Raw genomic sequence first — 25,042 nt, forward strand, 5'->3', positions numbered from 1 at the left:
TGTGCGATAGCGGGAGCATCTGGCCGGAGGGGCAGGGAGTCACATCCGTTTCCGGGCCCCGAGCCGCTCTGTCATCGAGGAAGGTGTCCTGGCCGTCTTCCTCGATGCCCGACCGGATCCAGCTGCCTTGCCCTGTGACCGGCCTGAGGCCTGCGAGTACGGGCCTCACGTGGGCCGATTGAGCAGATTGGTGAGTCCAGCGGTGCCGGTGAGGATCAGCGGGACAGTCCGCCTGCGGTCGGCGGCGGTCCGCCAGGCGCCGTAGAGGCACAGCAGGCCGTCCCTACGCAGCACCTGTGCGCCGCGGACCACAAAGACGGGGCGGGCGCGACGCGAGACCGCGTCGATCTCCCGCTCCACCTCGGACCGGCCGGGGAAGAGGACCGCGTCCAAGGGGTCGATGACCGCGGACTTTCGGAGGCTGCGCTCTGGCTCGGTTCGACGCAGCTTGAGCGGCTACGGGGCGGTGGGTGCGCGGACCTCCTTGCGGATGCTCGCGGTCTTGGCCGCGAAGGCCTCAAGGTCGAATTCGGCGGGAGGCCTGCTGGAGTTCACGGCCTGGGAGACGTCGGCGACGGCCGATCCGTCGGCCCAGGAGCAGTTGGGTCCCCAAGTCGTTCCGAACTCATCCTCGTGCCGAACGATCCGGCACGAGACGGGCTCTGAGGAGCCCCGGGGAATGATCGTGCGGGGGCCGATGATCACAGTGGTACGCCTGTCGGGGACTTCGGAGCGGCGGTCGAGGATCTCCCGAAACTCGGCGCGGGCCGTGACCGGGTTGAGCACGGTTCCGTGCACCCCGGTCACTGCTAGCACGGGACCCGAGGTCTCCGACTTTCGCTCGGCAGGCTGATAGGCGGCGAACGCGGTGACGCCGTCCTCGATCTGGCCGGAGAGTTGGGACGCGATGTTCTGATCGGGCTCAGAGTGATCGGACTCAGTGAAGGTGCCCTTTAGTACAGCCGCGGGCATCTTCAACCGGTAGGGCCCTGATGGACTGGAGGCCTTGTCCGGGCCGTTCATCGATGGGTTGCTGCTGTCTGCGCTGCCGCTACAACCGGCCAGCGCAACCGTGACCACAGCCGTAACTGCCGTCGACCTGAGATGCCGCTTCACGTGATTCCCCCGCCGTAGACAGTCCAACGTGATCACTTTGCCATGAGGCAGCTCACCTGGAGCGCCCCGTCGATCAGACGGAGGTCGGTCGGCCGAAGCGGGTTGGCTCGCTAGGCCGCGCACCCAATCAGCCTTCTGTGGGCGGCCGTTCGGCCCGGGGAGGGCGCGGTGGTCTGGTCAGTCCGGGTGCTTGCAGTAGTGGCAGCCTTCGTCAGGTTCGGCTCCGACTAGGGCGGCAGGGTGGCTCCACGGTGTGCCGCGCGGGGCCGCGTTCAGCAGAGCCGCGAGCGCGCCGATATCTATCGCGACCCGTCACAACAATTGCGACTTTTCGAGGTAGGTGACACCAGAGCGACGGGCCGAACTGGTCGGCTCTGTGCACCGGATCGTTCTGCTTGACACCAGAAGGTCGTTCTTTGTTGACACCTTCGCTGGTTTTTCGGTCTGGTTGACACCAGCTTCGAAGTTCGACGTCGCCGGGTACGTCCTCGGCTCTTCCCTGGTGAGGTGCCCTATTTCCAAGAGCGCGTACGTGAAGACGGCCTTCTTGACCCGGTCTCGGTGTCGGAAGGGCGGGTCGGACTCGAATTGGCTCCAGGGTGGCAGCAGCGCTGGTCAGTAGTCTGGCGGCTGGGTGGAGAGGAAGTCTGCTACCACGTCGGAGAGTTGGTACGAGTCGCCCCCACCGGGTTGGAACCGTTGCGGTGGTTCTCCTGGCACCGTGGCCACCGGCATCGTCCCGGGCTGAAGTTCCTGGTCAGCACGGGTCGGCAGCACGGGTTCGAGAGCCTGGAGGAAGCTCAGCTGCTGCTGACGCTCGACTTCGCCGGCGAGGTATTCGAGATGCTGCCGCAGCCGTTACGGCTCGTCTTCGGCAACGAGGACGGGCAGCGCGATCACACGCCGGACTTCCTGGTGCTGACACGGACGGGAGTGTGGTTGATCGATAGCCGTCCGGCCGACCTGATCAAGGAGAAGGATCGGGAGTCGTTCGCCGCGGCTGCCGAGCTGGCCCTGGCTCGGCTGAGCACACGCCGCGTACGCCGTGCCGGCGACGACGACGGGCCCACCGTCGACGTTCGGTGCTCGCTGCCCCCTCCGCGCTCTGTACGCGACCCAGTCATTGAGCTGGGCAGTCTGGTCCGGGCCGGTGGATTCCCGGAGAGCGTGAAGTCGTCGCTCCCGACGAAGCAGAGTCTGGAAACGTCGTCCCTCCGAGACCGGACGATGCCTGATGCGAGGACAACCTACTCCGCCCGGTGCCGGCGCTCGGCCTCGGAGGCCCGGGACTCCTTGAGGGCCTCCTTCAGGCGGACGACTTCCCTGCGCAGCCGCCTTTCGACTTCCCGCGTTTGGTGCGTCTCTGCGCGCACTCGCGGGTAGAACTCCTCCTTGAGGCCAGCATGGCGCTTGTGTAGAGCCATGCGGTGACCATCAGCTTCTGCGGTGAGGGCGACCGCGGTGAGGCTGCCGTTGGAGCGTGTGGGCTGGCCGCCCAGGAGACGGTTCATGGCCGCGCGGATGCGGGAGCACTCGTCCTCGTGCTGCTCGTTCATGTCAGGGCCTCCCGGGCGACCTGTGCGGCGTGGGCGTCGGCGAGACCACGGAAGCGGTCGGCGGCGAGCCGGAGCCGGTCTCCCGGGGTTTGCTGGGCCGTACCTTGATCTGGAGTCAGCGGCACCTGCTGCACGCCCTGCGCGAATTCGAGGACTTCTGCAGCTCCCATCGGCCCCATCAAGGCATCGCCAACTCCCGCCCTGTGCACCTGTTGCCGGTCCCGATCAGCGATCCGGAGCAGATCGCTCGCCTCGGCATACGGAGACGTGGACGGGTCGGCGGCATTTTCCACGAGTACCAACATGCTGCATGACCTGCGCGGATGAGCTCTTCGGCAGGCGCAACGTTGCCGACGGCGGAACACGCCTTCAGCGGTCACGCCCCACTGGCGGGTGAAGATGCGAGACCGTCCGGACGACCAACACGTTATCCACCGCTCTCTGCACGCTTCCGGAAGCCAGCCTGGGGGTCAACCTTCAGCGTGCTCCGCGCCAACCGCGGCGCCAGCGATCCATCAAAGGAGGCAGGGGTGCCACCTCACGATCAGCGGTCCGCGCTCTCCCGTCGGCGGCTCCTTGGTGCCGGCGCCGCGTGCGCCGGCACTCTCGCTGTGCCCTCCGCCGTCAGCGCGCCACCCGCCGCAGCGGCGACGACATACAGCCTCACCGTCACCAACAAATCGGCACAGTCTCAGCATTTCTGCCTGTACCAAAGTGCGGTCGACCTCGGCGTCCCAGGTGCGAGGTCGCTCGCTTGGCTGACCGCGCATGCTAAACCGAATCGAACGGTGACCTTCACATGGGCCGTGGACTACAGCTTCGTCTGGGGGTTGACCGGACAGCTCACGAGCGGCATCCAGTTCGTGACGGGGGAAGTAGTTGCCGCAGACCCGAGCGACCTGAGCGAAAACACGATCACGTTCGAATTTTATGACAAATGGTACAAATTCGGGCCCGTCTCCGGAGGTGTCAAACCGCTGGGCACCCTCGCGATCTACGTTTCTCCCACCGTGCCACCCGAGACCACCTCAGTCGGCACCGGCATGAGCGGCTTCCCAGTCTTCGCGGTGCAGGCGTCGCCCACCGAAGGAAACGCGCTGGTATTCAGGCCGCATCCCGAGTACTGGATCACGGCCGGCACCTTCATCTCCGGCGAGGTACTGAACGTCGAGAAACTCACCAGTAAAGCGGAAATTCCCTACGCCGACACGTTCTCGATGAACGCCACTCTGGAGCCGTCCGGCCTGTGGACAGTGAGCGCCGCCTCGGCGTGACCGGTCGGAGATCCGCCGGATTAGCTAGACCTCCCCTGTAATGCCCGCGCCCGGTGGGAGCCACGCGAAGTCAACTGGCAGGTGGCGTGCATCATGGTCTGGCGTCACGTGACTCATGGCGAGCTGAGGCTGGCGCCTCGCCCCATCCGGGACCGAAAACCGGCCAATGTCGGGACGCAGTGGATTAAACAGGAAGTCTGCTCAGCCGGATACGCAAGGTTCGTTAAAACGACCTCACCGGTCTTCACTCTCCTCCGCCACCAAGTCACGGCCTACGCACTCGAACTTGCTGTCCAGGTCGACACCGGGTGGCAACCCTCACGACCAAGTTTCAACTAGCACGAAAAGTCTCAACAATCCGGCCGCGTGGCCCCGGAACCGCCCGTTGTCAGTGCCTCGTGCCACGCTGTACGTGCCCGGCGGCGCCCATCACGAAGCCGATGCCGCCGCCGGGCACACCCGTCTCACTGGTCCGGATCGTCCAGCACCTTCGCGGCCGCCACCACGAACTGACTCTGAGGCCCCGTCACCGACTGCACCATCCCCGCCCAGGCCTGCCCCGGGATCGGCATCCAACCTCGCGGCCCCTGCAGCTGGCGACGGACACCGTGGAACGCCTCCGTGATTTCCTTGGCCTGCTGCCACATCGCGTCAGGCCCCGCAAGGCGCACACGCGCCTGCGCCGCCAAGAGCTTCTCGAGCGCTGCGACCACAACCGCATTCCCGGCCCGCCCATGCACCCTGTCGTCCATGACCTGCAACGCCTCGTCCGTCACGGCCAGGAAACGCTCGTACGCGTCGAACCGGTTCTGCCGACGCCAATGCCGATGGTCGACCATCCCCTGATCGGCGACCTGCCTTCGTCCGGCCCGGTACGCAATGACGCCGGCACCGATCGCGCCAGGGATACCGACGGCCGCGCCGATCGCTGCGGCGATGATCGCGGCCGTCCCGTCACTCATGCTCATGTCCACGGATCCTCGCGCCCCGCCATCGCCGAAGGGCAAGATCCGACGAATTGAGGGCGCACGACTCGCCTGACACGCCGCCGGGCCGCCCGCTACCGTAGACGGGCCCGGACATTTCCACGATGTTGAGACCCACAGCAGAAACGGAGGCCACGGTGAGCGGCCACGACTGGAGTATCGACAGCATCGTCCACGCCCTGCCCTCCTCCGACCTGCGCCAGCAGGCCCTGCGCGACATCCATCTCGCCCCTGTGGGCCAGCTCGAACAGGTCATCGCCCGCTGGCAGGCCGTCGCCGCCCGCTGGGTCCAGGTTGAGCAGCCGCGTATCGAGGAAGCCCGCGCGCAGTACGACGCTACCGGTGGTCTGCCTGCCGACCACGAGGAGACGGCCGAGTCCGCGGACCGGTTCGACGCGTGGCGGCTGCAGATGCAGCAGCTCCGGCGGCAGCAGCGCGGCGCCGCGTGAGCTGGCACATCTCCCGCACCCCGCACACAGTCGACGCCATCGTCGGCCTGCCCGTGGAAGCGCAGCTGGCGCTCCTCGATCTGTTCGAGGCCCTCGAGGTCGATGCCGTACGCCGTGTCCGGACCGTACGGCATCGACGACAAGGTGACCCGCGAAGCCCCGTTCGGCGAGTACGGAATGCTGGTCATGCTCGTCAACCCGCTCACTGAGCGGATCACGCCGCTGTCGTTCCCCTGGGTGGGCTGAATCCCGGAGAACGTCCGCAGGCACCCCACCAGGCCCGGCAGACTCGGGCTATCCCGGCGTGTGACGCAGCACCGTGCGGCTGCCGGTCTCGCCCTCCTCGGCTCCGACTGAGTTGAACTCACGTCTTCCCTCGACCAGCAGCCAGCCGGGCGCGCATATATTCACGTACTCGGCCGAGTTGGCGGTCTAGTGCTGCCCCGCGCAAGTTCGTGGAGGGGTGTTGATCAGGGTGTCGGGTCGCCGAGGTAAAAGCCGCAGGCGCAGTCCAGGGCGTCTTCGGGTGAGCCGAAGGGCAGTCCGGTGGGCAGGAAGTTGTCCTCGTACTTGCCTCGGCTGGCGAGGTAGAGGGCGAAGCCCCAGGTGTGCAGGACGCCGGTGAAGCGCAGGCGGCACAGCGGCAGCGGTTCCTCCTCGCCCGGCAGTTCCCCTGCCACGTAGGCGAATCCGGAGCGGAAGCGCACCTGGACGCGGGCGAGCTGGGGCCAGCGTTCCTTGGCGCGGACGTTCAGACGGTGGCGCAGGTGATCCTGCATGGACTCGGGCGGATTCTTCGGCACGGGTCCATCCTGCTGGGTTACCCCCGCATACGCCATGATCATCACTTTGGTCGGGGTGGGCGAGGGTGTGGCCGGGATGGTCGAGGCGGTCGTGGTGGAGTTGGACGAGAGGGTGCGCGAGTGTCTGATCCGTACAGCGGTCTCCCTGAAAGCGCAGGTGCGGGCGGTGCTCCGGGCGCGGATTGTGCTGGCGGCGGGTGAGGGCCTGAGCAATGGGGCTATCGCGCGGGACCTGGCGGTCAGCGTGAACACGGTCCGTAAGTGGCGCGGACGGTTCGCCGCTCTGGGCCGGGACGGGCTGAAGGACGCCGCCCGCTCGGGCCGGCCCAAGGCATACGGGCCCCAGGTGACGGTGGCGATCGTGGCCGCCGCCACCAGTGTGCCCCCGCACCCGGAAGCGACCTGGTCGCACCGCACGATCGCCGCCCAGGTCGCCGGCACTGTCTTCGCCACCATTTCTGCCTCCCAAGTCGGCCGGATCTTGGCCGACTTGGACCTCAAGCCGCACCGGGTCCGCGGCTGGCTCACCCGCCGAGACACCCCTGACTTCTGGGACCGTGTCGCGGACGTGTGCGACCTGTACCGCGACCCACCTGAAGGGGCGGTGGTGCTGTCCATCGACGAGAAGACCGCGATCGCCGCCCGCGCCAGGCGCCACCCCGGTCGTCCCGTCAGGCCAGGCGAGCCCGCTCGCGAGGAGTTCGAGTACCGCCGCCACGGCACCGCCTCGCTGGTCGCCGCCCTGGACGTGCGCACCGGCGAGGTCCTCACCGAGATCATCGCCCGCAACGACGCAGCGACGTTCACCGCCTTCCTCGACCAGCTCGACACGGTCATCGCCCCAGACCAGGACATCCATGTCGTGCTGGACAACGGCTCCTCCCACACCGCCAAACACACCAAGGCGTGGCTCGCCGACCACCCGCGCTGGCACGTGCACTGGACCCCGCCGCACGCCTCCTGGCTCAACCAGATCGAGCTGTTCTTCTCCGTCCTGACCCGCCGCGTGCTGCGACACGGTGACTTCTCCAGCCGCGATGACCTCATCGACAAGCTGGAGAGTTACGTCATCGGCCGCAACGAGACCGCGAAGCCGTTCAGGTGGACCTATGACGGCAGCCCACTCAAGACCGCCTGATCAGGCCCAACACCCCTCCACGAACTTGCGCGGGGCAGCACTAGCCTGGAGCGGGTTCTACGATGAGCCGGTGACCAAAACGCTGCCCCCCGTGGGCGTTGACCTCTTGGACGTCGAACGGCTCCTGCTGACCGAAGCTGCGGAACCGCCGCTGCCGCCCGATGACGCTGAGGCCCGGGACCGGGCGTGGGACATGGCGGTCCGAGCCAACCCCACCCTCTTCGACGGGCCTGTGGTGGCGTGTGGAGGGCTGGAGCAGACCGGCCCGTGCATCCTGCACCTCTCCTGGGTGCGTGTGACCTACCGGCACTACGCGCTGCGTCGCGTCCCGGGCGCCACAGCTTTTCCCTCGTTGTTCGTGAACGTCGTTCAGCCGACTGGCGACGGCCGTGTGCTGGCCGCGAGGATGTCGCCCTCTACGGCTGCCCCAGGTCGCTGGCAGCTGCCGGGTGGGTCTGTGGAGCCTCCCCAGGACGGGGCGGTGCTGGACGAGTCGGCACTGGCCGGCCAGGCCGCGCGCGAACTTGCCGAGGAGTTGGGGATCAGCACAGGCCCCGGGGATCTGAAGCTGTGGGTCGTCACCCGCGGCGAAAACGGCAGTGTCGGCCTGACCTACCTTGCCCCTGCCCTTCCCGAGGCGACATTGCGCGCGGCCTTCACCGCTGCCGCGGCAGCCGAGCGTACTGCGGGCCGTGAACCTGAACTCGACGACATCGCCCTGGTGCGTTCACCGGACCAACTGGCCGCTCTGACGGGTCCGCACGCGGACTACCTGAAACCGATCGTTCGCCGCTTCGCCGGGAGCCGCTGAGGTCAGACGCCTGCGAGGAAGTCACGTCCCCGCTCGTGGAGATCCGCCACGCACCGCAGGCCACGGGCCCGGAAGCGTGCAAGGTCACCGCACATGCGGGAGACCGCCTTACGGGTGCGCACCGAGCGGACACCGTCCATGTGGTCGATGGCCCGGTGCCAGGTGGCACACGCCTGCTCGATGCTGCCGCGCTTGAGGTGCATCTCCGCGCCCGCGACCAGGTCCAGGGCGACGATCCGCGCGTAGGTGTCTGCGGGGCGGGCCGTGGCAGCCAGTGCGTAAGCGTCGGTTGAAAGAGCGCTCCCGCCGCGAGCAGCGGCACGTCAAGAACACCAACCACATCATCGCGAAGACGATCGTGACCGAGGCTGAACGCACCTCGGCCGGGATCTCCCTGGAAGAACTCAAGGGAATCCGGCAGAGGGTACGGCTCCGTAAGCCCCAACGGGTCCAACTCCACTCCTGGGCCTTCGCCCAGCTCGGAGACTTCATCGTCTACAAGGCCAAGCGGGCAGGCGTGCCCCTGGTCTACGTCGATCCCGCCTACACGTCGCAGACGTGCTCGCAGTGCCGGCACATCGACAAGCGCAACCGGGTCGACCAGGGGCTTTTCATCTGCCGGGGGTGCGGGGTCGTTGCCCACGCCGACCGGAACGCTTCCCACAACATCGCCCAACGCGGCGAGAACGTGTGGAATGCGGGGCGTGAGTCACGCGTCCCCGCCACCCCATAACGGGTGTCTGGACGGAGGAGCCAACCCAGCAGCCAGCCGGGCACTACCTCCAAGCCCCGGTCCTTCAGGGCCGGGTCAAGTTGACTTGGGTGGTGTGCGGGTGGTGGCCCAGTTGGGTGTCCTGACGGGCGGTCGGGCAGTGCGGGGTTGTCTGGTCACGGTCACCTGCCAGATGGCGAGGAGCAGCAGCGTGCCGGTCTCGGCAAGAAGGCTGAGGACGGCTTGTGGCTCGGGCTGAAGACCGTGCTCGGTAAATCCGAACACTCCTACGGTGCGCGAAGCGGTGAAGCCGGCGAGAGCGCCGAGCGCGACGCCTGCCGAGGCGGTCCTCAGCAGCAGGGGCGGTGTCCCGATTAGGAGCAGGGCGGTGCAGGCGAAGGAAGTGCTGGCCTGGAGCAGGAACAGGGGGCCGATGATGCGGATGAAGCGGTACCCGTCGATGTAGAGCTGGGCGTGAATGTATCCGCTGGCGGCGAGGGTCGCGGCGGTCATCGACCGCAGGGTGGGGGCGAGGAGTCTGTGGGTGTTCATGCCAGCCTCTGTTCCTTGATGGCCAGTTCGCGGTCGCCTTGGCGGTAGCCGACGCTGCGGATGCCGAGTGCCTCTTTGAGCTGCCGGGCGGGGACGACCTGCGGGGTAGGGGCGGGGGCGCGGCCCGGTTTGGGCAGGGGGTAGGCGGTGGTGGTGGCGGAGTGGAAGGTGATGTTGCCATCTGTCTTGGTGAACAGCTGGTGGACGTGCCCGTTGAGACAGGTGACGGAGGAGAAGCGGCGCAGCAGGGCGATGACCTTGAGGGCGTCGTCGGTGCTCCAGCCCCACTTCGGGTACATGGCGAACAGCGGGATATGGCTGAAGACCACGATGGGGGTGTCCGACGACAGTCCGGCGATGTCCTTGCGAACGAAGTCGATCTGGTCGGCGCCGAGGTGGCCGAGCTTCTCCAGGCTCAGGGTGTTGACCAGGGCGATGAAGTGCACGCCGTGGGTGTCGAAGCTGTACCAGCCGTCGCCGAGTGTGCCCATGCCGAAGGTCCGCCGGTAGGCGCGGCCTGCATCGCCGATGGAGTCGTGCTCGCCCGGCACGGTGAAGACGCGGTCTGCCTTCATTCCGGCCATCATCTGTTTGACCTGGTCGAACTGCCCGGCCGTGGACAGGTGGGTCAGATCGCCGCTGTGCATGACGAAATCAGGTCTGAATCCAAGCGAGTTGACCTGCTTGATCGCGTCGGCGAAGGAGCCGACCACATCCGTGTTCGCAGGGCCCTGGAACCCGATATGGCTGTCGGAGACCTGCACGAACTGCAGCGCGCCGTTTGCCGCTGCGGCGGCCCCGGCCCCGGCCGCGGCGCCCGCCTTGGTGTCCTGGGAACCGGCGATGTGGCTTATCACCTCTCCACTGGCCAGGGTCAGCACCACCGCGCCGCCGAACCACCCTGCGTGCCGCATGAGTTGACGTCGAGTCATACCGTGTTCGGTATCGGGCTGACCGGCGTCGTCGGCCAGTGCTCCGTCGTGACTGTCGTGGTAGTCGGTCATCGGGTCACCTCCACGGTGGCGGTCATGAACGGATGGATGGTGCAGAGGTAGGCGTAGGTGCCGGGCTTGGTGAACGTGTAGCTGTAGGTGGCATGGGTGGCCAGGGGGGCCGAATGCAACGGGCCGCCCGATCCGGCGCTGGTGACGGTGTGGGCGTCGGTGTCTTGATTGGTCCACGTCACCCTCGTGCCCGCTTTGACCTTCAGCGTGGCCGGGGAGAAGGCGAAGTTCTTGATCGTCGCCGAGCTCCCGGCCACCGACGCGGCCTGCGCGCCCGTGCTCGAGGGGCTCATGGGCATGCTCATGCCGGGCCTCGGCGAGGCTCCGGGAGCGGAGGCTTTCCCCGGCCCCGTGGCGCCGGGCATCCCCGCCGTCCGGTGCTGACCCGGACCGGGTGTGATGGCGACGGCTCCGCCGGCCGAGGATTGCGACGACTGGCCGCATGAGCTGAGGAGCCCCACCGCGCCGGCAGTGGCGATGATGGCGACAGCCAGCCCGGCCGCAGCGCGTGATCGCCGGACTGGTGTGCGAAAGTTCAGGTGCATGGTGTCTGTTCCTCACTGATCAGGCGGGGACTGCGCCGGCTCGGCGCACGTAACCGCAGGAATATGTGGTGGATGCCGTTTTCATGGGCGCGTGCCCCTCACGGACCCGGCGAACGAGCATGGGTGCCGCCCCGGGCCGGCGGGTCGCCTCGACGTGCCCCGCGCTGCACATCCGCGGTTGCGCGCCGCGAAGGTGCGGGCGGCATGCGGCAGTTCCCCTTGTGGGGAGCCGCGAGTAACTCGGGGCAGGTTGGCGGTGCCCGTACCGGTGGTGCGCACGCTGAGCCGGGCGGAGTTCTGTCCTGTTGGTTGCGTGGCCCTCGATCGCTGTGCGTGGAGAGCCGTCGCCGTGGTGTGCGCTGGGCACGGGCGGAGGCTGCGCGGTGGCGCCTACTTGCATGCACGGGGGCGGGGTGAGCTTGGTCGGCGCCAGGAGCGCGTCCGTCGCGTGGTGTATCTCGGCCATCTCCGATCCATCCTTTGTTGTATGGGGAATTGATGAGGAATTGCGCGTGAGTCGGCTCTTGTCCGGCTCCACGGACGGCGGGAGTCCTACGGTTCGACAGATATGCACTTTTTGTGAGACCTCTTGGCGTCGCCGCAGATCGGTCGGCCTCCTGGGCGCCGCGCACGTTTGGCTCTCCTGGTGTCGTAAGGCCCGACAGGGGCATGCCATCCGCGATGCACGCGGAGCGTCACCTGCGCTGCGCTCTCCGTTGCGGGACAAAGTGGTACATGTGCGCGATGATCGCCCTATGGCCTGGAGTTCCCGAAAACGTGGCCCACGGACTGATCCAGATCGCTCCGCGCACCGTGTCTCTGGTAAAGGGGGGCTTTCGACCGCAGATGAGAATCTGCTGCGCACTCTGTACGCGGAGCACGCAGGAGCCCTGTTCCACTACGTGCTGCGACTGACCTCAGGAGATTGGCAATGGGCGGAGGATGTGGTCCAGGAGACGCTGCTGCGAGCGTGGCAGCATCCCGCCGCGTTCGACCCCGCACGCGGCCCGGCCCGGGCATGGCTTTGTACGGTCGCCCGGCACCTGGTCATCGACGCCCACCGGGCCCGGCAGGCCAGACCGGCCGAGGCCGGCGGCGAGGCCCTTCAGCGGGCCGCCGAGCAGACGCCGGGCGAGGACCGGATCGAGCAGGCACTGCAGAGCTGGGTGGTTGCCGAAGCCATCCGGTCGCTGTCCCCGGACCACCGCGCCGTCCTGCTGGAGACCTACTACCGGGGCCGGACCATGGCGGAGGCCGCACAGGTGCTGGGCATCCCGCTGGGCACCGTGAAGTCACGGACGCACTACGCCCTGCACGCCCTGCGGCTGGCGCTGCAGGAACGGGGCATCGAGCCATGATCGTGGCGGGCAGGAGGTGGCGACCATGAGTGCGGAGCACGACGCCCTCCGGCTGGCGCTGGGGGGATACGTCCTGGGCGCGCTGCCCTCGGCAGAAATGGAACGGGTACGCATCCACCTCGCGGGATGCGCCGAATGCCGGGCCGAACACACCCGGCTGGCGGGATTGCCAGCGCTGCTGGCGACGGTGACCGAAGCCGAAGCCTCAGGCCAGGCAGCGCCGACGTCCGACGGGAACCTGGCCGACCGGCTGGTGGCACGGGCAGCCGAAAGCGCCCAGGCCACCCTGCCCGAACGGCCTGCCGCGCCCGTGGTGTCGAAGGCGCCGGCAGGGGGTGTGCTGGAGAGGCTCCTGCAGCAGGCCGCGGCCCGGCGACGCAGGACCTGGCGTCTACAACTGGCCGGCGCGGCCGCCTCGCTGACGTTCATCGCGGCAGCGGCCGGCGGCACATGGCTGGCGGCCACCGGATCCATAGGCAGTCAGGCGACGCCGCCTGGGCCGACCGCACCGACTGCCTGGCGCACCTTCTCCGGAAGCGATCCCACCACCGGCGTCTCCGCCTCGGTAAAGGTCTCGCCCTCTGCCTGGGGTAGCGTGCTGCAGGTCTCCGCCGAGGGGGCACCCGCCGGGGTCACCTGCCGGCTGCAGGCGGTCGGACCCGGCGGAGGCAGGGCGGACGGCGCTACCTGGCGGGCAGGCGAGTACCCTTCCGGCACCACGATCCCAGGGGCGGTTGCCATGTCCCCGGGAGCCATCGACCACTTCGAGATCCTCGCAGGCAACGGTCAGAAGATGGTCACCATCAGGGCGTGAGGCGAGGCCAGGGTCGTCATGTCACTGGGCGGCCAGACCGCCCAGTGACATGACGACAACTGTCGGGCGTGAGCGCACGGCGGCACGAGAGGCCAAGAAGACGTCGCCACCGAAGGTCCGGGCCGTCAGCGGCGCGGGGCCGGGCAGTCGACGAGAAGCGAAGCCGCCTCAAGACCGGTGGGCCAGGCTGAAGGAGCGCGCACAGGACGTCCAGCCGATGGCCATCGAGGAGGCCTGTGCTCGTGACATCGGCTGCGCAGGCACGCTCGTGACCACCGTCGTCGACCGATGCCACCAGGTCGCACGGCTCCGGGATCGGCGAGATCGTCCGACAATGGCACCCGGCGGATGAGTGCGGCGGCCTCGGAGGCCGGCACGGGCGCCGCTGTGGCGGAGGGGCTGATCGGTGCCACGCGCGGAGGCGGCCCGTGGTCGAAGCGGCTGCCACTGGGCCAGAAAAGATCACCTGCGCGGCCGGGCTGATCGAGGTCAAGGCCGTCCGAGTGTGTATCAGCGGGTCGAGGGGCGGCCACAAGCGGTCGTCGCTCTGGCCGCTGTGGTGCCATACATCCCCGGGCCCGGTCAGATACTGCGGCTGCTTCGCCCCACAACCTGTCATCGGGGGACTGCGTCGGCACCGGGCAGTTCTGCGGCTCGGTCGCGGCCTCTTGCCCGCTCCCGTCACGCGGCTTCCGGCAGGGGTAGGCCGGTCACCCCCGCGCCGGGCCTTCTCGGGTGCCGGCCGCGTACATGGGTGGGCACGGCTGTGCGGGGCCGACGGCGTACGCCTCAACCTCCGCCGGGAGGAGGCCAAAGCCGGCACCCGGGTCCTTCGCGCGGCGCGCCGACGGTTTCCGGGGGCTGGTGACCCTCACGCCGGCTCCGGCGAACCGGCTGCGTCCTCACCCGACTTGATGCGTGAGTGCGCCGACGGGGCGTGCACTCCCTCCCCGGGTGGCCGGTGGCGCCGCCCTGGGCCTTGCACAAGGGCCGGCCGAAGTGATCCCCGCCCCGCGCGCAAGCAGAGGTTTGCGGTTCACCAAGCGGCCGGCGACCTCCACTCGCCTTTTCCTGCGAAGTCCGGGCAGCCCGGAGGAGACGGCCCAAGAAGTCTGCACGCCGAGGGCCGCGCCCGAGCCGAGACTCGGGCAGGGATGCTCGTCCGGCCCAGCGGCGCGACGTTCCGCAGGGCCTTCCGGAAGGCCACGGGCGAGGGAACGAGCTGCCGGTGCCCGGTCCGACCGAGTACGGCATCGAGTCGTGGCGGAGGCGAGTGAGCCCAGCCAGGCCGCCAGAATTGACGCGAACCGCAAGAAGTCGAGCAAAAAGGGTGAACAGCTCGAACCGTTCGGCATGCGTCGCCCGTGGAACTGAATGAGCGCGCCCCTTCAGGATCCGGCCTACCGACAGCCCCCGAAGTTGTTGGTGCTGGTCTCCCCCGTTCCGCTCTCCGCACATCCACAGAAGAGTCAGAAGACCATGTTTGTGACCGATTCCCCCAGCCCGAGTTCACTGCTCGGCCGGCCCTGCCGCCACGAGGCGCTGCTCACCCTGCCCGCGCAGGAGGCGCACGTCTCCGCCGCTCGTCACTTCGCGGACGATCTGCTGGAGACCTGGAGCGTGCCCGCAAGTGAGCGGGACTCCGCCGTACTCATCGTCGACGAACTCGCCGCCAACGCCGCCCAGTACGGCTGCGAACGCATGACCCTGCTGCTCGTCCTCGACGACGGCACTCTGCACATCGTGGTCACAGACTCCGGCACGCCAGTGGAGCGCCATCGCCCCGACATCGCCCCCGACGAACACGGCCGCGGCACCGGCATCGTCCAGTACCTCGCGCAGTCGACCGAGGTCCACCAGACACGCAGCGGCCGCGAAGTCCGCGCCTGCCTCAGGTGCTCGTCATGACCGGGCCGGGCGTTCCGCACGAACTGCGGCCCGTTGCCAGGGCCGGCGGAGGTGTGAGTATGCACGTCACTCCGAACAGCGGTGAGGCCATCGGCGCCCCGCCCCCGCACGAGGCGTACGCGAATGCGCCAGACCTGCGCCGCGAGATGCACCAAGTGCTCGCTCTCGGAGCCGAACGCGAAGGCCGCCAGGCCGGGCCCGACACCGGCCCCCTGGTCGACGCGACGGCCGCCGAACGCGCCTGGCTGCTACGACGGGCGGCCCTCATCGACCGGATGGCCCTCGACGGCCCCGGCCCCGGCCCGGTCGCAGCCGCCACAGAAACCGCCGAGCAACTCGTCCAGCACGACCGTCGCCATCCCGATCTGGTGGCCGGCCCGCACCACCCCGACGCGATCACGCTCGCCCCCGGCCACCGCCTCTACGTCCGCCAGGAGTACGCCGCCTGGACGGCTGCCGGGCGCCCCGGAATCTGAATCGACCTCGATCCGACAAGGAGAAGGACACATGACCCGCAAGGACATCGACACCCGGCACGCCCCCGCGGCAGCCGGCCCACTCCACTCGCCTCGCCTCACATGCCCGACAGCCATGCGTGAACATCGCGCCGGTCGGCGACAGGAACGGTCACCCCAGGGAAAGCCGAAGAACGCACCGTGGCCGAACGCGAAGACCCATCGGCTGTTCCAGGTGCCCGAACGTGGTTGCTCCCCAAGGCAGCGGCTGGGCGTCCATCCGACCCAAACACCCCCGCACGCTCCGAGGGCCGGGCAGTCGGCGCAGGTGGCCATGCAGGTCACAGGCGGCGAACTGCGCCTCGTCATACGCCTGTTGCCGGTCGAGCTCCCCGTGGTTGCGGCGGCGGGCGACGAATTCACTTGCGATGCCTGGCTGGACGACGCCTTGGGAATCTCCCGATGGCGCGGTCGGCGGACACCGGCGAAACCGCCCTGCCAAGTGCACCGGGATACCTCCTCCCAGGCGCCCGCGTACGAGACCGCGGGCGCGGGCACGGACGCCGGCTTGTCCGGCCGCCTTTTGCGGATCCCCTTCTGCGACGACGAATGCCGGCCATCCGTCGGTGTAGAGCTTTATCGGGGCATGGACATCGACCGCGTCCAGCAGAGTGGTGTCCCGGCCGACTGCGGCCGGGACACGGAAGGGGAGCTCTTCGCCGTATCGCTGTACGGGCAACCGTGCTGGACGCTCCCGCCGGCGGCAGCGGGCCGTCGTCCGCGGCCCAAGGTGTGCGCCTCCCGCCGCGTCAACCTTCCGCAAGGCCCGGTCGTGGGCGGGACGCCTCTTAGGGCAGCGGCCGAGGTTCTGTGCGCGCCCGGAGAGCGCTGGGGGCATGCTCGGGGCGGCAAGACACGAGGCGCCGCGGGCGCTCCCGCTCCCACCGCTGCCGCGCAGCAACAAGCGGCACGGATCGCCGAGGCAGGTATGAGGGCCGACGTGTTCGAAGGGGTGATGTGACGATGTTCCGCAATGCGCTGGAGCCCTGGCACCTGCTGATCCTGGTCACGGTGGTGGTTTTGATCTTCGGCTCGAAGAAACTACCCGACACGGCCCGGGCGCTGGGCAAGTCCATGCGGATCCTCAAGAGCGAGACCGAGGCCATGAAGGGCGACGTCGCCTCAAACGAGCCACGCCCCGAGCCCGAGCCTGCACCGGGACCGGGGACGATCTCGGGCGCTCCCGGAGACACCGCCACCGCACGCACCGCGCCCACGGACAGCACGACCAGTCACGGAGACTGAGCCCGGTCCTGCGCCCCTGGCTCATCCCACTCACGCCGGTGTCTTGGCCGGAGCAGCGCTGCTTCCCGGCCCGAGCGCACAGTGCGTAACAGTGGACGGTCTGAGGACCTTCGTGGGCCTCCCACCCTCGGGCTGGGCAGGGCAGGTCAGCTCGCGGTAAGCGGTGCCGACCTGGACCAACTGCCTCCTGGACGCGCTACCGGCCGCAACCAGCGCCGTGGCGAGCTCGCGCCCCACCGGGTGACGGAGACGATCAAGTACTGACACAGGCCGGTAGTTTCCGGTCTGCCGCACGAGATGAGGACGTGGCGTGCCCCAGTCAGCCCGCAACAAGGAGAAGCATCCCGAGGGGCGGATGCCGCTCGCGCAGCACCTTCGTGAGCTCCGCAACCGGCTCGCCAAGGCCCTCCTCGCCATCCTGGCCGTCACGATCGCCGCGGCCTTCTACTACAAGGGCATCATCAACCTCTTCACCAGGCCGGTGCTGGACTCGGTCGGCTGCCCGACGTCCTTCGCCGCTCTGTCCAGACAGACCGCGGACACCACCTGCGCGCGGATCACGATCAACGGTCTGCTCGCGCCCTTCACCCTGGCGCTGAAGGTGTCCCTGATGGCTGGCGTCGTGCTGGCCTCGCCGGTATGGCTATACCAGCTATGGGCGTTCGTTGCCCCCGGCCTGCACAAGCACGAGCGGAAATATGCCTACGCGTTCGTCGGCGCGGGAGTCCCGCTGTTCTTCGGCGGCGCCTTTTTCGCCTACAAGGTGCTCCCCAAGACCGCGAGGGTGTTGATCGACTTCACCCCGCACGGGGTGGACAACCTGCTGCCGCTGGACGATCTGCTCGACCTCGTCACCCGCATGGTGGTCGTCTTTGGCCTCTCCTTCGAGATGCCACTGCTGCTGGTGATGCTGAACCTCACCGGAGCGCTGTCCGGCCAGCGGATGCTTGGCTGGTGGCGCGGCATGATCGTGGGGATCACGGTTTTTTCGGCTGTGGCGACGCCGAGCACGGACCCGCTGACCATGCTGGCGCTGGCCGCGCCGATATGGATGCTCTATTTCTCCGCCGTTGTCTTCTCGCTTCTCAATGACCGGCGCAAGGCCCGAAGAGAGGCAGAGAGACCCGGCGACGACGAGACCTCCGACCTCGACCTCAGGCCGCAGGACATCGGCGAAGTGGAATCGGTGTCCGCCAGCCAGGCCCTGCCCGCGCAGCCGGACACTGACGACGCCCGTGCGCCGGGTAAGACGACGTGATCTGAGGGGGGCCTTCACTAGGGCACGGACCGCGGAGGCCCCGCCGACGCGCAACACCAGCTCCAGGCCGCCCGATCCCCACCGCGCCGAGCGCTGCCCAGCCCGCCCCCACTCTCTTCTTCCTTGCTTCAGGGAGACTGCGAGAGGCGCATCCTTCCGCGGAATCCCGAGTGGGGCTGCGCGCCGAGTTGTCGCAGGACTGCCAGGAGGAACCTGGCCGACAGGTTCGGCTCCCTCGCACCGACCTGCCCGCCATTGACATCCCGATGCTCGTGACCCACGCCACCGAGGACCGGACCCCGCCCTTGAGCGTCACCGCCGCACGACTGCCGGGACTCGTCAAGGACATCAACCTCATCAGCGCCGAAGGCGGCTCCCACAACATCGGGTGGACACACCCCAACGAACTCAACAAGGCGTTCCTCGCGGACCAGCCATCGAGCCGGGCCGGAAGAAGCTCCCGAGCTGGTGCGTCGTCGCCGGCGCCGACCACGCCATCAACCCCGACGCTGAGCGTGCCGCAGCCAAGCAGATCGGCGCGACCGCCACCGAGATCAGCAACGGCTCCCACGCCATTACACTCCCCCATGCCGACGAAATGGCGTAGGTCACTGAGTCCTTACCAACCTGGCTGCGCAGCAAGGCGGTTGGCCCAGGGAGGCGTTGAGGGAAAGGCGCGGTGACGTATCCGGCGTCCACCACATGCTCGTGCGGCGTCAACTCCCGCCTGGCCAGATGCTGATGGATGGTCGCGGTGACCTCGGTGTCGTTGACGGTGGCGTTCGTGGTCTCCACGTTCGTGATCAGGTGCGGTGCGTCCGGCTCGCAGGTCTCGCTCAGGTGGACTTTGTATCCGCACCAGCCCGAGCCGCGTTTGATGCCGTAGTGGACGTCCATGTCATACGGCGAGGACAGCCTGTCTCTGGCCGGCGGGAGGTCCTTGCCCTCCCGCCAACGCACCCCCTGCCCGTCCCGGTGATACTGCTCTGCCCAGGCCCGGCGCATGACCCGGACCGCGGGGACCTCGCGCAGCCAGACGGGAGCCGCCGTGTCGTCGATAGCGTCCAGGAGAGCGAACCCGTCCCGCCCGACCTGCTCGGCCCATTCCCGGCGGACGTTCTCCCCTTTCGGGAAACGGTAGTTGTCGACCTTGGCCCCGTAGCGCTCCACCCACGCTGGGCTGATCAACGGCGTCAGCCAGTTGGGAGCGGCAGCCGCCAGCACCTCCAGCGCCGCCCGCAGAGTCTCGCCGACGAACTCCATCCGGTTCAGCGTGCGCACCGCGGCCAGCACGTGCGTGGAGTCGGTGCGCTGCCGGCCGCCCGCCCGCAGCAGCCCGGCGTCCGACAACCGGGCCAGCACCACCTCCAGGACCCGCTCCTCCAACCCATGCGTGATCAAACGGGAGCGGAAGTCCCCCAGAACGGTGAAGTCGAACCCCGGATCATCCAACTCCAACCCCAGCAAAAACTTCCAGTCCATCCTGGCTCGCACCTGGTCAGCGGCCTGCCGGTCGGACAGTCCCTCGGCATACTGCAGCACCGACACCAGCGCCAGAGCCCCCGGCGAGATCGCGGGCCGACCCCGATCAGGAAAGGCCCCGGCGAAATCCTCGTCCGTGAACAGCGTGCCGAGGACTTCCCGGATCCGGATAGCCAAAATCCCCTTGGGGAACGAGGCCCGCACCACCCGGGCCGTCAGCTCAGGCACCCCATCGTCCGACCGCGATTCCAGCGACATCCCGCTCTCCCCACCCCGCCAACGACCATAGCCATCAACAAGACAAACGACACAGCACTGCCCGAATCACGAGTTTCCCAACGGAGTCGTGAACGCCCAGGGTTCCGCGCTAGATCCTGCTGAAGGCCGAGGTCGGGGCAGTGCACGGTCGAATGCACCCGGAGGTCGCCGCTGACCTGGCGGGCGGCGGGGGCGCCTCCACGTCAGATAGCGTCCTGTCTATAGGTCACGCGGAGGAGCGAAACTGATGCGGGCGACAGCGGGAATACTGGCCGTCGTGGTGGTCCTCACGGTCGGCACCACGGCCGGATGCGCTGACGGAGGTGGCCAGCCTTCAGGCGTCCCCCGCCCAAAGGTCACCACGTCCGCCCTTGCACCGGGCTTCGCCGACTTCAACGGGGACGGCGTACGGGACAAGGTCAATGGACACCCCGACGCCACAGTCGAGGACGCGCAAGAGGCCGGTACCGTCACCGTCACCTACGGTTCTTCCTCCAAGAAGACGGACGACAGCAGCAACGGCAGCGGCAGACGGCAGCAGTGGACACTGTGGGAGGGCCACAACGGCCTGCCCGAGCAGGCCGAACCGGACGACCGCTTCGGGGCCGGCATACTGACGGGGGACCTCGACGGCGACGGCTGCACCGATCTGGTCGTCAACGCACCGGGCGAAAGCTGGGACCGGCAGCGCGGCGCCGGGCGTTCCATGATCCTTTGGGGCAGTCGGCACGGCCTGCGGGGCGGCACCCTCATGGACCGCGGATCGGCCGCCGCCTACAACGGCTTCGCCTTCATGGCCATCGGCGACTTCAACGCGGACGGCCACCCGGACCTGGTGTCCCCGGCGGTCGCGGGCGAGTCGGCCGGCAGCCACCCCCGCATCTACGACAGGGTGCTCTACGGACCGTTCGAGCGTTCCGGCCGGGCAGCGGGCTCGTCCCACTTCGGCCCGCGGATCTCCGACACCGCCTGGCTCGACACCCCGGTGGCAGGCGACTTCAACGACGACGGCGCAGACGACCTGGTCGCCATCCTCAACTACGACAACGAGCAGAAGCGCCTGATCATGTTCAACGGCAGCCGCACCCAAGGCCTCAGCGGCTCCGGCACCGACCCCTCTGGCCCGGGCTACCCCGAGAGCCTGACCACATCAGACCTGGACGATGACGGCCACCCCGACGTGGTGGTCACCATCGAGGGTGACGGCCACCAGGTCCTGTACGGACAGCGCGGCGGCCTCTCTTCTCACAAGCCGTAGGCGGGTACTGGCCAGGCAGCACGAGTCCCCGAGAAGCGTCCACCAGACCCGATGGCCAAGGCATTCGCCCGGGTCGGCAGTGTCCTGACTACGGGAGCCCGACCAGCCTCACCCCAGAGCAGGCAGGCCCTGCGCGTCTGGCCGAACTCGTCCCGGACCACTGGTCTGTGGAATCTCTCCACACGTGCGAGACGTCACCGACGGCAAAGACAGCTCCCGGATCCGCACCGGCGCAGCGTCTCGCCTCATGGCCACCCCGGGCAACCTCACCATCGGCCTGATGCGACTGGCTGGCCGGCACAACATTGCCGCCGCAACCGGTCGCGCCCCGTCTGCCGGGTCCGGCCCGATACGAGATGTGGCCGCGCAGTTGGCGGGACGCGACCCCAGGTGGCGGGGAGGGCCGACTCGGCTTGGCTGTCGACCCCAGCAAGATCATTTCCCGGTGGGGTCGACAGTAAGGCTAAACGGTGCCGTTCTCCCACCACCACGCCCGGCCTAGGTCCGCCCGACTGTCGACGTGCTGGTGGTCCGCGGTGTACGTCTCCAGGCCCGAGAAACCGCAGGTCTCCGCTCTCTGGTAGACGGTCTTGTTGGACACCCCGGAGACGGCGAGGTCGGCTGCCGTGCCGTAGAGATGCATGCTGTCGCTGGCGCCGCCGACGTCGGCGTTGTGCGCGATGCTGCGGAAACCGGAATTGACCGTGATCGGAACGTTGCCGAGCTTCTTGCGCAGCGCCTCCAGCTTGTACATGGCACGGCGGACGTTCTCCTTGACGTCGGTCGCGCTCAGTTTGCCGCCCGAGAAGGTGCCGCTGATCCGGTCGGTGAACTCGCTGAAGTCGAAATGCGCGGTCGAACTGTCCGACTGCTCAAGTGCGTTGAGCTGTGCCTGGGTCGCGGGCCCGGCGCTGCCGTCGGCGGCGAGTCCGTAGGCGGCCTGGAAGCGGCGCACCGCCGCTGCGGTGCCGGAGCCGAAGTCGCCGTCCACGGCCACACGGCTCTGGCTCGCGCTGTCCGCGGCCCACCCAGCAACTCTGATCTGCAGCTCGGTCACGTCGGCGCCGGTGGCCCCCTGGCTCAGGGTTCGCGACCAGGAGTAGGCCTGCGCGGCACCCGTCACCAGAACGGGGCCCAGTACGACGCCGATGCCGGCGGCCAGCGTCCCGCGCAGTGCCGTACGGCGGTCGAACGGGCGCGGAGCGGAAGAAGAGAGGAACGCGGAAGCCATCGTCGTCCTTTCACGGACCTGTCGCAGCAGTGTTGGTGCGTGCTGATGGATGCCAGTGTCATGGACATGGAAACCAAAGGGAAGAGTGCAGAATCCGCCCCCAACCCCTCGGGATGCCGGCACCCACCGGAGCGATGAGTACGGGCATCGGACCGTCCAGGACAGCTCGGTCCGCCTTGGACCTTGGTCTTCGCCGACATCGCGATCAAGGAGCGGGTATTCCCAGGTCGTTGGCGTTGGCCTTCCCGTTCCACCCGTGACGCCCCCCGAGCCGTACGACTGGACGTGCACCTGCGGCGCGGCCCAGTCCCTCCCCACGACGCACGGCGTGTTCCCCACCGCCTGGCGGCACACCCACCCCACCCGCTTCGACCAGCTGCGGCATTGGGCCGCCCGCCGGTTCCCCACCCGCACCACCCGCACCACCCGCACCACCCGCTGAGACTCCATCCGCTTTCCGAACGTGATCTTTAGATTCTGGCTGATGGCGCGTGAACTTCCTTCTCTGGCACGTTGGTTCGGGTGGTTCGTCTGCTCGTGTCGTTCGCGGAGGTGGCTATGCCGTCGGTGCTCGGATTGCTGGAGACCCGGGAGGGGAACGTCCGGGAGGTGGTGGTCCGGCTGCGGGAGGAGGCCGAGCGGGTGCAGGCCGCGCTCGGGTCGACTCAGGCGGAGTTGTCGCGGTTGACCGACGCCCGGGCGACGGTTGCGGAGGTGCTGTCCCGGGACGGCTCCGCGGGGGCGGGCCCTGCGCCCGGTGCCGTGGCCGGTTCCGTGGTGCCCGAGCGGATTGAGGGCACGGGGGCGCAGGTCCTCGCGGCGGAGTACCAGCAGATTCTGTCGGTGCTCGCCGATCCGGCGGCCGCGCAGAAGCCGGCCCCGGAGTGGAACCATGCTCTGCTGTCCGAGCCTGCGTGACGCGCAGGCCGGCGGTAGGCCGGAACATGGAGGCTCCGTTCGGCGGGTTCAAGCAGAGCGGGGTGGGCCGGGACGTGGGCTCGTACGCGCTGCATGCCTACAGCGACCTCCAGCCGATCGTCTGGCAGGGGTGACCGGCGCCACACCTGCCTCTCATCATCATCCTCCTCCTACTGCGGCGGCTGGCGGTACTGAGACGGTTGCTGCTGCCCGTACTGCGGGGGCTGTTGCTGGTGCTGCGGTGCGCCGTACGGGGGCTGCTGGGGCTGGGCCTGGCCGCCGTACCTGGGTGTCTGCTGCCCGTATCCGGGTGTCTGCTGCCCGTACTGCTGCGGCGGCTGGCCGTACTGCGCAGGCTGCGGCTGCCCGTACTGCTGCTGAGAGCCCGGCGGGAGGTAGAAGACCTGGCCGGGGGACGGCTCGTGGCGCACGAATCCCGCTGTCTGGAGATACACGCCGGCCTTCTTGTGGCGCAGGAAGTTGACCCAGACGCCGACGCCGACCAGGACGACCATGCCGCACAAGTAGCCGAGGGCGAGACCCATGGAGTCGCCCAGGAAGCTGAGCGAGCGCAGGAGCGCCATGAAGAGGACCACCCCCACGACCGGCAGCCGCTTCAGCAGCGCGGACTTGCCGGTCAGGTCGAACAGAACCCGCTTCTTGTTGAGTTCCAGCATCTGCGGCGGGATCCCGGGCATCTGCGGCGCGTACGGCCAGTACTGCGCGGCGCGTGCCTGCGCCTGCGGGCTCGGGTCGGGCATGAAGCGCAGTTTGATGGAGAAGATCTCCTGCCGGGCTCCGGCGTACTGGTAGCCGAAGAGCTCGGCGGTGGACACCAGCGTCGCGAGCCGCTTCATCATCGACATCTTGGTCGTGAACTCGAACGGCATGCCCCTGCGCATGTGGTCGAACAACTGGACTGTCTGGCGATCTGCCATGCGTCTTCCGTCCCCCGTCTCTTGGCGCGCCCGGCACTGCCGCACGCCGCCGCTGTGGCAAACATTCAGGAGGGGCAGCCTAGCCAGCCATGCTGTCCAGGCCGCCCCCTCCCCTTCTGGAAGGCCATGACCACACCAGCCCTCCGGGCTGCGTGACCCAACCTGTCACCCAACCCTGCAGCAGACCCTTCCTTCTTCCCTGTCCCCTTGTGCGTCGTTGATCCACTGGGTGGCGACGGCTGGGTCGGCTCCGGCATCGAGGGCTACTTGGTAGCGGGCAAGCCGTCGCTCGCAGTCCTTGATCGCCTGGCGTGCCTGGGTCTGCTCGGGGGTGCGAGTCTGGGCGGTGCTTGCTGTGGTGCTTGCGAGGCTGAGCGCCTGGACGGGGGCGAAGGCTCGGGCGATCCACTGGTCCAGGGCCCGGCATACGACGTCTTCGCGCAGGTAGACGGTGGAGGAACTCGCGCCGGCTCGAACAGGAGCGACGCGGGGCCGGGCCGATGCCGGCAGCGTGCAGGATCTGCCACACGGTTGAGGATGCGATCGGGTGTCCCGGCCTGGACAGTTCGCCGTGGATCCGGCGATGCCCCCACCGGGGATTGTCGTGCGCCAGGCGCAGGACCGGCTTCTTGAGCGCGGCAGCGGTGGGCGGTCTACCGGTGTGGCGGCGTCGGCCGGAGTAGTCCCCCTCTCTGGCTTTCTGGCGATCAGCCTTCGGTGCCAGGCCAGTAGCGCCCCTGGCGTGACGGGGAAGACGCTGCTCCAGCGGCGGCGCGGTATCAGCGACGGCAGCGCACGGGTGGCCCGGAACAGCGGCGAGGTGATCACCCGTGCAGCATCCCAGCCACTGTCGGGGGCTCGGAACGCAGGCTCCCACCCGCAGCGTATCCAGATCCGGCTACTACGACTAACG

27 protein-coding genes and 4 pseudogenes are annotated in these 25,042 nt (G+C 68.4%); 17 read left to right on the forward strand and 14 right to left on the reverse strand.

The window, feature by feature from the left end; genetic code table 11:
• Nucleotides 1-165: 165 nt before the first annotated feature.
• The 4 genes from OG758_RS00720 to OG758_RS00735 form a co-directional block, all read right to left on the reverse strand.
• Nucleotides 166-393, reverse strand: a complete 228-nt coding sequence (locus tag OG758_RS00720; protein WP_326708104.1) for a hypothetical protein — start codon at nt 391-393, stop codon at nt 166-168.
• Nucleotides 394-456: 63 nt separating this feature from the next.
• The gene (locus tag OG758_RS00725) at nt 457-972 is read right to left on the reverse strand and encodes a hypothetical protein (RefSeq protein WP_326708105.1); all 516 of its coding nucleotides are present in this window, start codon (nt 970-972) and stop codon (nt 457-459) included.
• 1,391 nt (nt 973-2,363) lie between these two features.
• The gene (locus OG758_RS00730; RefSeq protein WP_326708106.1) at nt 2,364-2,672 is read right to left on the reverse strand and encodes a hypothetical protein; all 309 of its coding nucleotides are present in this window, start codon (nt 2,670-2,672) and stop codon (nt 2,364-2,366) included.
• Nucleotides 2,669-2,977, reverse strand: a complete 309-nt coding sequence (locus tag OG758_RS00735; protein WP_326708107.1) for a hypothetical protein — start codon at nt 2,975-2,977, stop codon at nt 2,669-2,671. Before OG758_RS00735 ends, OG758_RS00730 begins: the two co-directional genes overlap by 4 nt.
• A 306-nt stretch (nt 2,978-3,283) precedes the next feature.
• Between OG758_RS00735 and OG758_RS00740 the strand changes: the two genes are divergently transcribed.
• Nucleotides 3,284-3,946: a hypothetical protein gene (locus OG758_RS00740; protein WP_326708108.1), complete on the forward strand. Its 663-nt coding sequence runs from the start codon at nt 3,284-3,286 to the stop codon at nt 3,944-3,946.
• Nucleotides 3,947-4,410: 464 nt separating this feature from the next.
• Here OG758_RS00740 and OG758_RS00745 read toward each other — a convergent pair whose 3' ends face one another.
• Nucleotides 4,411-4,914 (reverse strand): hypothetical protein, encoded by a 504-nt coding sequence (locus OG758_RS00745; protein WP_326708109.1) that lies wholly within the window; start codon nt 4,912-4,914, stop codon nt 4,411-4,413.
• 155 nt (nt 4,915-5,069) lie between these two features.
• On the opposite strand from OG758_RS00745, the gene OG758_RS00750 reads away from it, so the two are divergent.
• Complete coding sequence (locus tag OG758_RS00750; RefSeq protein ID WP_326708110.1) at nt 5,070-5,381, forward strand: hypothetical protein; 312 nt, start codon at nt 5,070-5,072, stop codon at nt 5,379-5,381.
• Between the two features lie 114 nt (nt 5,382-5,495).
• Entirely contained in the window at nt 5,496-5,627 is a 132-nt protein-coding gene (locus tag OG758_RS00755; protein WP_326708111.1) for a hypothetical protein, read from the forward strand.
• Nucleotides 5,628-5,851: 224 nt separating this feature from the next.
• Here the strand turns inward: OG758_RS00755 and OG758_RS00760 are convergent, their stop codons facing one another.
• Nucleotides 5,852-6,184: a hypothetical protein gene (locus OG758_RS00760; RefSeq protein WP_266569625.1), complete on the reverse strand. Its 333-nt coding sequence runs from the start codon at nt 6,182-6,184 to the stop codon at nt 5,852-5,854.
• A gap of 34 nt (nt 6,185-6,218) precedes the next feature.
• Between OG758_RS00760 and OG758_RS00765 the strand changes: the two genes are divergently transcribed.
• Nucleotides 6,219-7,322, forward strand: a complete 1,104-nt coding sequence (locus OG758_RS00765; RefSeq protein WP_266569624.1) for an IS630 family transposase — start codon at nt 6,219-6,221, stop codon at nt 7,320-7,322.
• A gap of 70 nt (nt 7,323-7,392) precedes the next feature.
• Nucleotides 7,393-8,133, forward strand: coding sequence for an NUDIX hydrolase (locus tag OG758_RS00770; protein ID WP_326708113.1), 741 nt, complete (start codon nt 7,393-7,395; stop codon nt 8,131-8,133).
• Nucleotides 8,134-8,135: 2 nt separating this feature from the next.
• Here OG758_RS00770 and OG758_RS00775 read toward each other — a convergent pair whose 3' ends face one another.
• Complete coding sequence (locus OG758_RS00775) at nt 8,136-8,336, reverse strand: hypothetical protein (RefSeq protein ID WP_326708114.1); 201 nt, start codon at nt 8,334-8,336, stop codon at nt 8,136-8,138.
• Between the two features lie 77 nt (nt 8,337-8,413).
• Here OG758_RS00775 and OG758_RS00780 point away from each other — a divergent pair.
• A pseudogene (locus OG758_RS00780) lies at nt 8,414-8,866 on the forward strand (RNA-guided endonuclease InsQ/TnpB family protein); the annotation flags it as partial.
• Nucleotides 8,867-8,941: 75 nt separating this feature from the next.
• On the opposite strand, the gene OG758_RS00785 reads toward OG758_RS00780, so the two are convergent.
• Genes OG758_RS00785 through OG758_RS00795 form a run of 3 tightly spaced genes read right to left on the reverse strand, consistent with a single transcriptional unit; the run spans nt 8,942 to nt 10,694 of the window.
• On the reverse strand, nt 8,942-9,397 hold the full coding sequence (locus OG758_RS00785) for a hypothetical protein (protein ID WP_326708115.1): 456 nt from the start codon (nt 9,395-9,397) through the stop codon (nt 8,942-8,944).
• Complete coding sequence (locus tag OG758_RS00790) at nt 9,394-10,401, reverse strand: metallophosphoesterase family protein (RefSeq protein WP_326708116.1); 1,008 nt, start codon at nt 10,399-10,401, stop codon at nt 9,394-9,396. Before OG758_RS00790 ends, OG758_RS00785 begins: the two co-directional genes overlap by 4 nt.
• Nucleotides 10,398-10,694: a plastocyanin/azurin family copper-binding protein gene (locus OG758_RS00795; protein ID WP_326708117.1), complete on the reverse strand. Its 297-nt coding sequence runs from the start codon at nt 10,692-10,694 to the stop codon at nt 10,398-10,400. Before OG758_RS00795 ends, OG758_RS00790 begins: the two co-directional genes overlap by 4 nt.
• A 1,007-nt stretch (nt 10,695-11,701) precedes the next feature.
• Here OG758_RS00795 and OG758_RS00800 point away from each other — a divergent pair.
• From OG758_RS00800 to tatC, 7 genes are all read left to right on the forward strand, one after another.
• Entirely contained in the window at nt 11,702-12,304 is a 603-nt protein-coding gene (locus OG758_RS00800; protein WP_326708118.1) for a sigma-70 family RNA polymerase sigma factor, read from the forward strand.
• Between the two features lie 25 nt (nt 12,305-12,329).
• Nucleotides 12,330-13,118 carry a zf-HC2 domain-containing protein gene (locus tag OG758_RS00805; RefSeq protein WP_326708119.1) on the forward strand — a complete coding sequence of 263 codons (789 nt, stop codon included), beginning with the start codon at nt 12,330-12,332 and terminating at the stop codon, nt 13,116-13,118.
• Between the two features lie 1,479 nt (nt 13,119-14,597).
• Complete coding sequence (locus OG758_RS00810) at nt 14,598-15,026, forward strand: ATP-binding protein (protein WP_326708120.1); 429 nt, start codon at nt 14,598-14,600, stop codon at nt 15,024-15,026.
• 59 nt (nt 15,027-15,085) lie between these two features.
• Entirely contained in the window at nt 15,086-15,502 is a 417-nt protein-coding gene (locus tag OG758_RS00815) for a hypothetical protein (protein WP_326708121.1), read from the forward strand.
• 31 nt (nt 15,503-15,533) lie between these two features.
• On the forward strand, nt 15,534-16,502 hold the full coding sequence (locus OG758_RS00820) for a hypothetical protein (protein ID WP_326708122.1): 969 nt from the start codon (nt 15,534-15,536) through the stop codon (nt 16,500-16,502).
• Nucleotides 16,503-16,504: 2 nt separating this feature from the next.
• Nucleotides 16,505-16,786: a Sec-independent protein translocase subunit TatA gene (gene tatA, locus OG758_RS00825; protein ID WP_326708123.1), complete on the forward strand. Its 282-nt coding sequence runs from the start codon at nt 16,505-16,507 to the stop codon at nt 16,784-16,786.
• Nucleotides 16,787-17,141: 355 nt separating this feature from the next.
• Complete coding sequence (gene tatC / locus OG758_RS00830; RefSeq protein ID WP_384312140.1) at nt 17,142-18,044, forward strand: twin-arginine translocase subunit TatC; 903 nt, start codon at nt 17,142-17,144, stop codon at nt 18,042-18,044.
• 675 nt (nt 18,045-18,719) lie between these two features.
• On the opposite strand, the pseudogene OG758_RS00835 reads toward tatC, so the two are convergent.
• Nucleotides 18,720-19,784: pseudogene (locus OG758_RS00835) on the reverse strand (transposase); the annotation flags it as partial.
• Between the two features lie 247 nt (nt 19,785-20,031).
• Between OG758_RS00835 and OG758_RS00840 the strand changes: the two are divergent.
• Entirely contained in the window at nt 20,032-21,042 is a 1,011-nt protein-coding gene (locus OG758_RS00840) for an FG-GAP-like repeat-containing protein (RefSeq protein WP_326708126.1), read from the forward strand.
• A 463-nt stretch (nt 21,043-21,505) separates the two neighbouring features.
• Here OG758_RS00840 and OG758_RS00845 read toward each other — a convergent pair whose 3' ends face one another.
• Nucleotides 21,506-22,273 (reverse strand): D-Ala-D-Ala carboxypeptidase family metallohydrolase, encoded by a 768-nt coding sequence (locus tag OG758_RS00845; RefSeq protein ID WP_326708127.1) that lies wholly within the window; start codon nt 22,271-22,273, stop codon nt 21,506-21,508.
• Nucleotides 22,274-22,529: 256 nt separating this feature from the next.
• Between OG758_RS00845 and OG758_RS00850 the strand changes: the two genes are divergently transcribed.
• From OG758_RS00850 to OG758_RS00860, 3 genes and pseudogenes are all read left to right on the forward strand, one after another.
• On the forward strand, nt 22,530-22,715 hold the full coding sequence (locus OG758_RS00850; protein ID WP_326708128.1) for a hypothetical protein: 186 nt from the start codon (nt 22,530-22,532) through the stop codon (nt 22,713-22,715).
• An 80-nt stretch (nt 22,716-22,795) separates the two neighbouring features.
• Nucleotides 22,796-23,191 carry a hypothetical protein gene (locus tag OG758_RS00855; RefSeq protein WP_326708129.1) on the forward strand — a complete coding sequence of 132 codons (396 nt, stop codon included), beginning with the start codon at nt 22,796-22,798 and terminating at the stop codon, nt 23,189-23,191.
• A 14-nt stretch (nt 23,192-23,205) separates the two neighbouring features.
• A pseudogene (locus OG758_RS00860) lies at nt 23,206-23,325 on the forward strand (aldehyde dehydrogenase family protein); the annotation flags it as partial.
• Between the two features lie 36 nt (nt 23,326-23,361).
• Here the strand turns inward: OG758_RS00860 and OG758_RS00865 are convergent.
• Nucleotides 23,362-24,129 carry a hypothetical protein gene (locus OG758_RS00865; protein ID WP_326708130.1) on the reverse strand — a complete coding sequence of 256 codons (768 nt, stop codon included), beginning with the start codon at nt 24,127-24,129 and terminating at the stop codon, nt 23,362-23,364.
• A gap of 454 nt (nt 24,130-24,583) precedes the next feature.
• Nucleotides 24,584-24,957 (reverse strand): annotated as a pseudogene (locus tag OG758_RS00870) (helix-turn-helix domain-containing protein); the annotation flags it as partial.
• Nucleotides 24,958-25,042 lie beyond the last annotated feature (85 nt).

Source organism: Streptomyces sp. NBC_01474, from assembly GCF_035918215.1.
GTDB lineage: Bacteria > Actinomycetota > Actinomycetes > Streptomycetales > Streptomycetaceae > Streptomyces > Streptomyces aureus.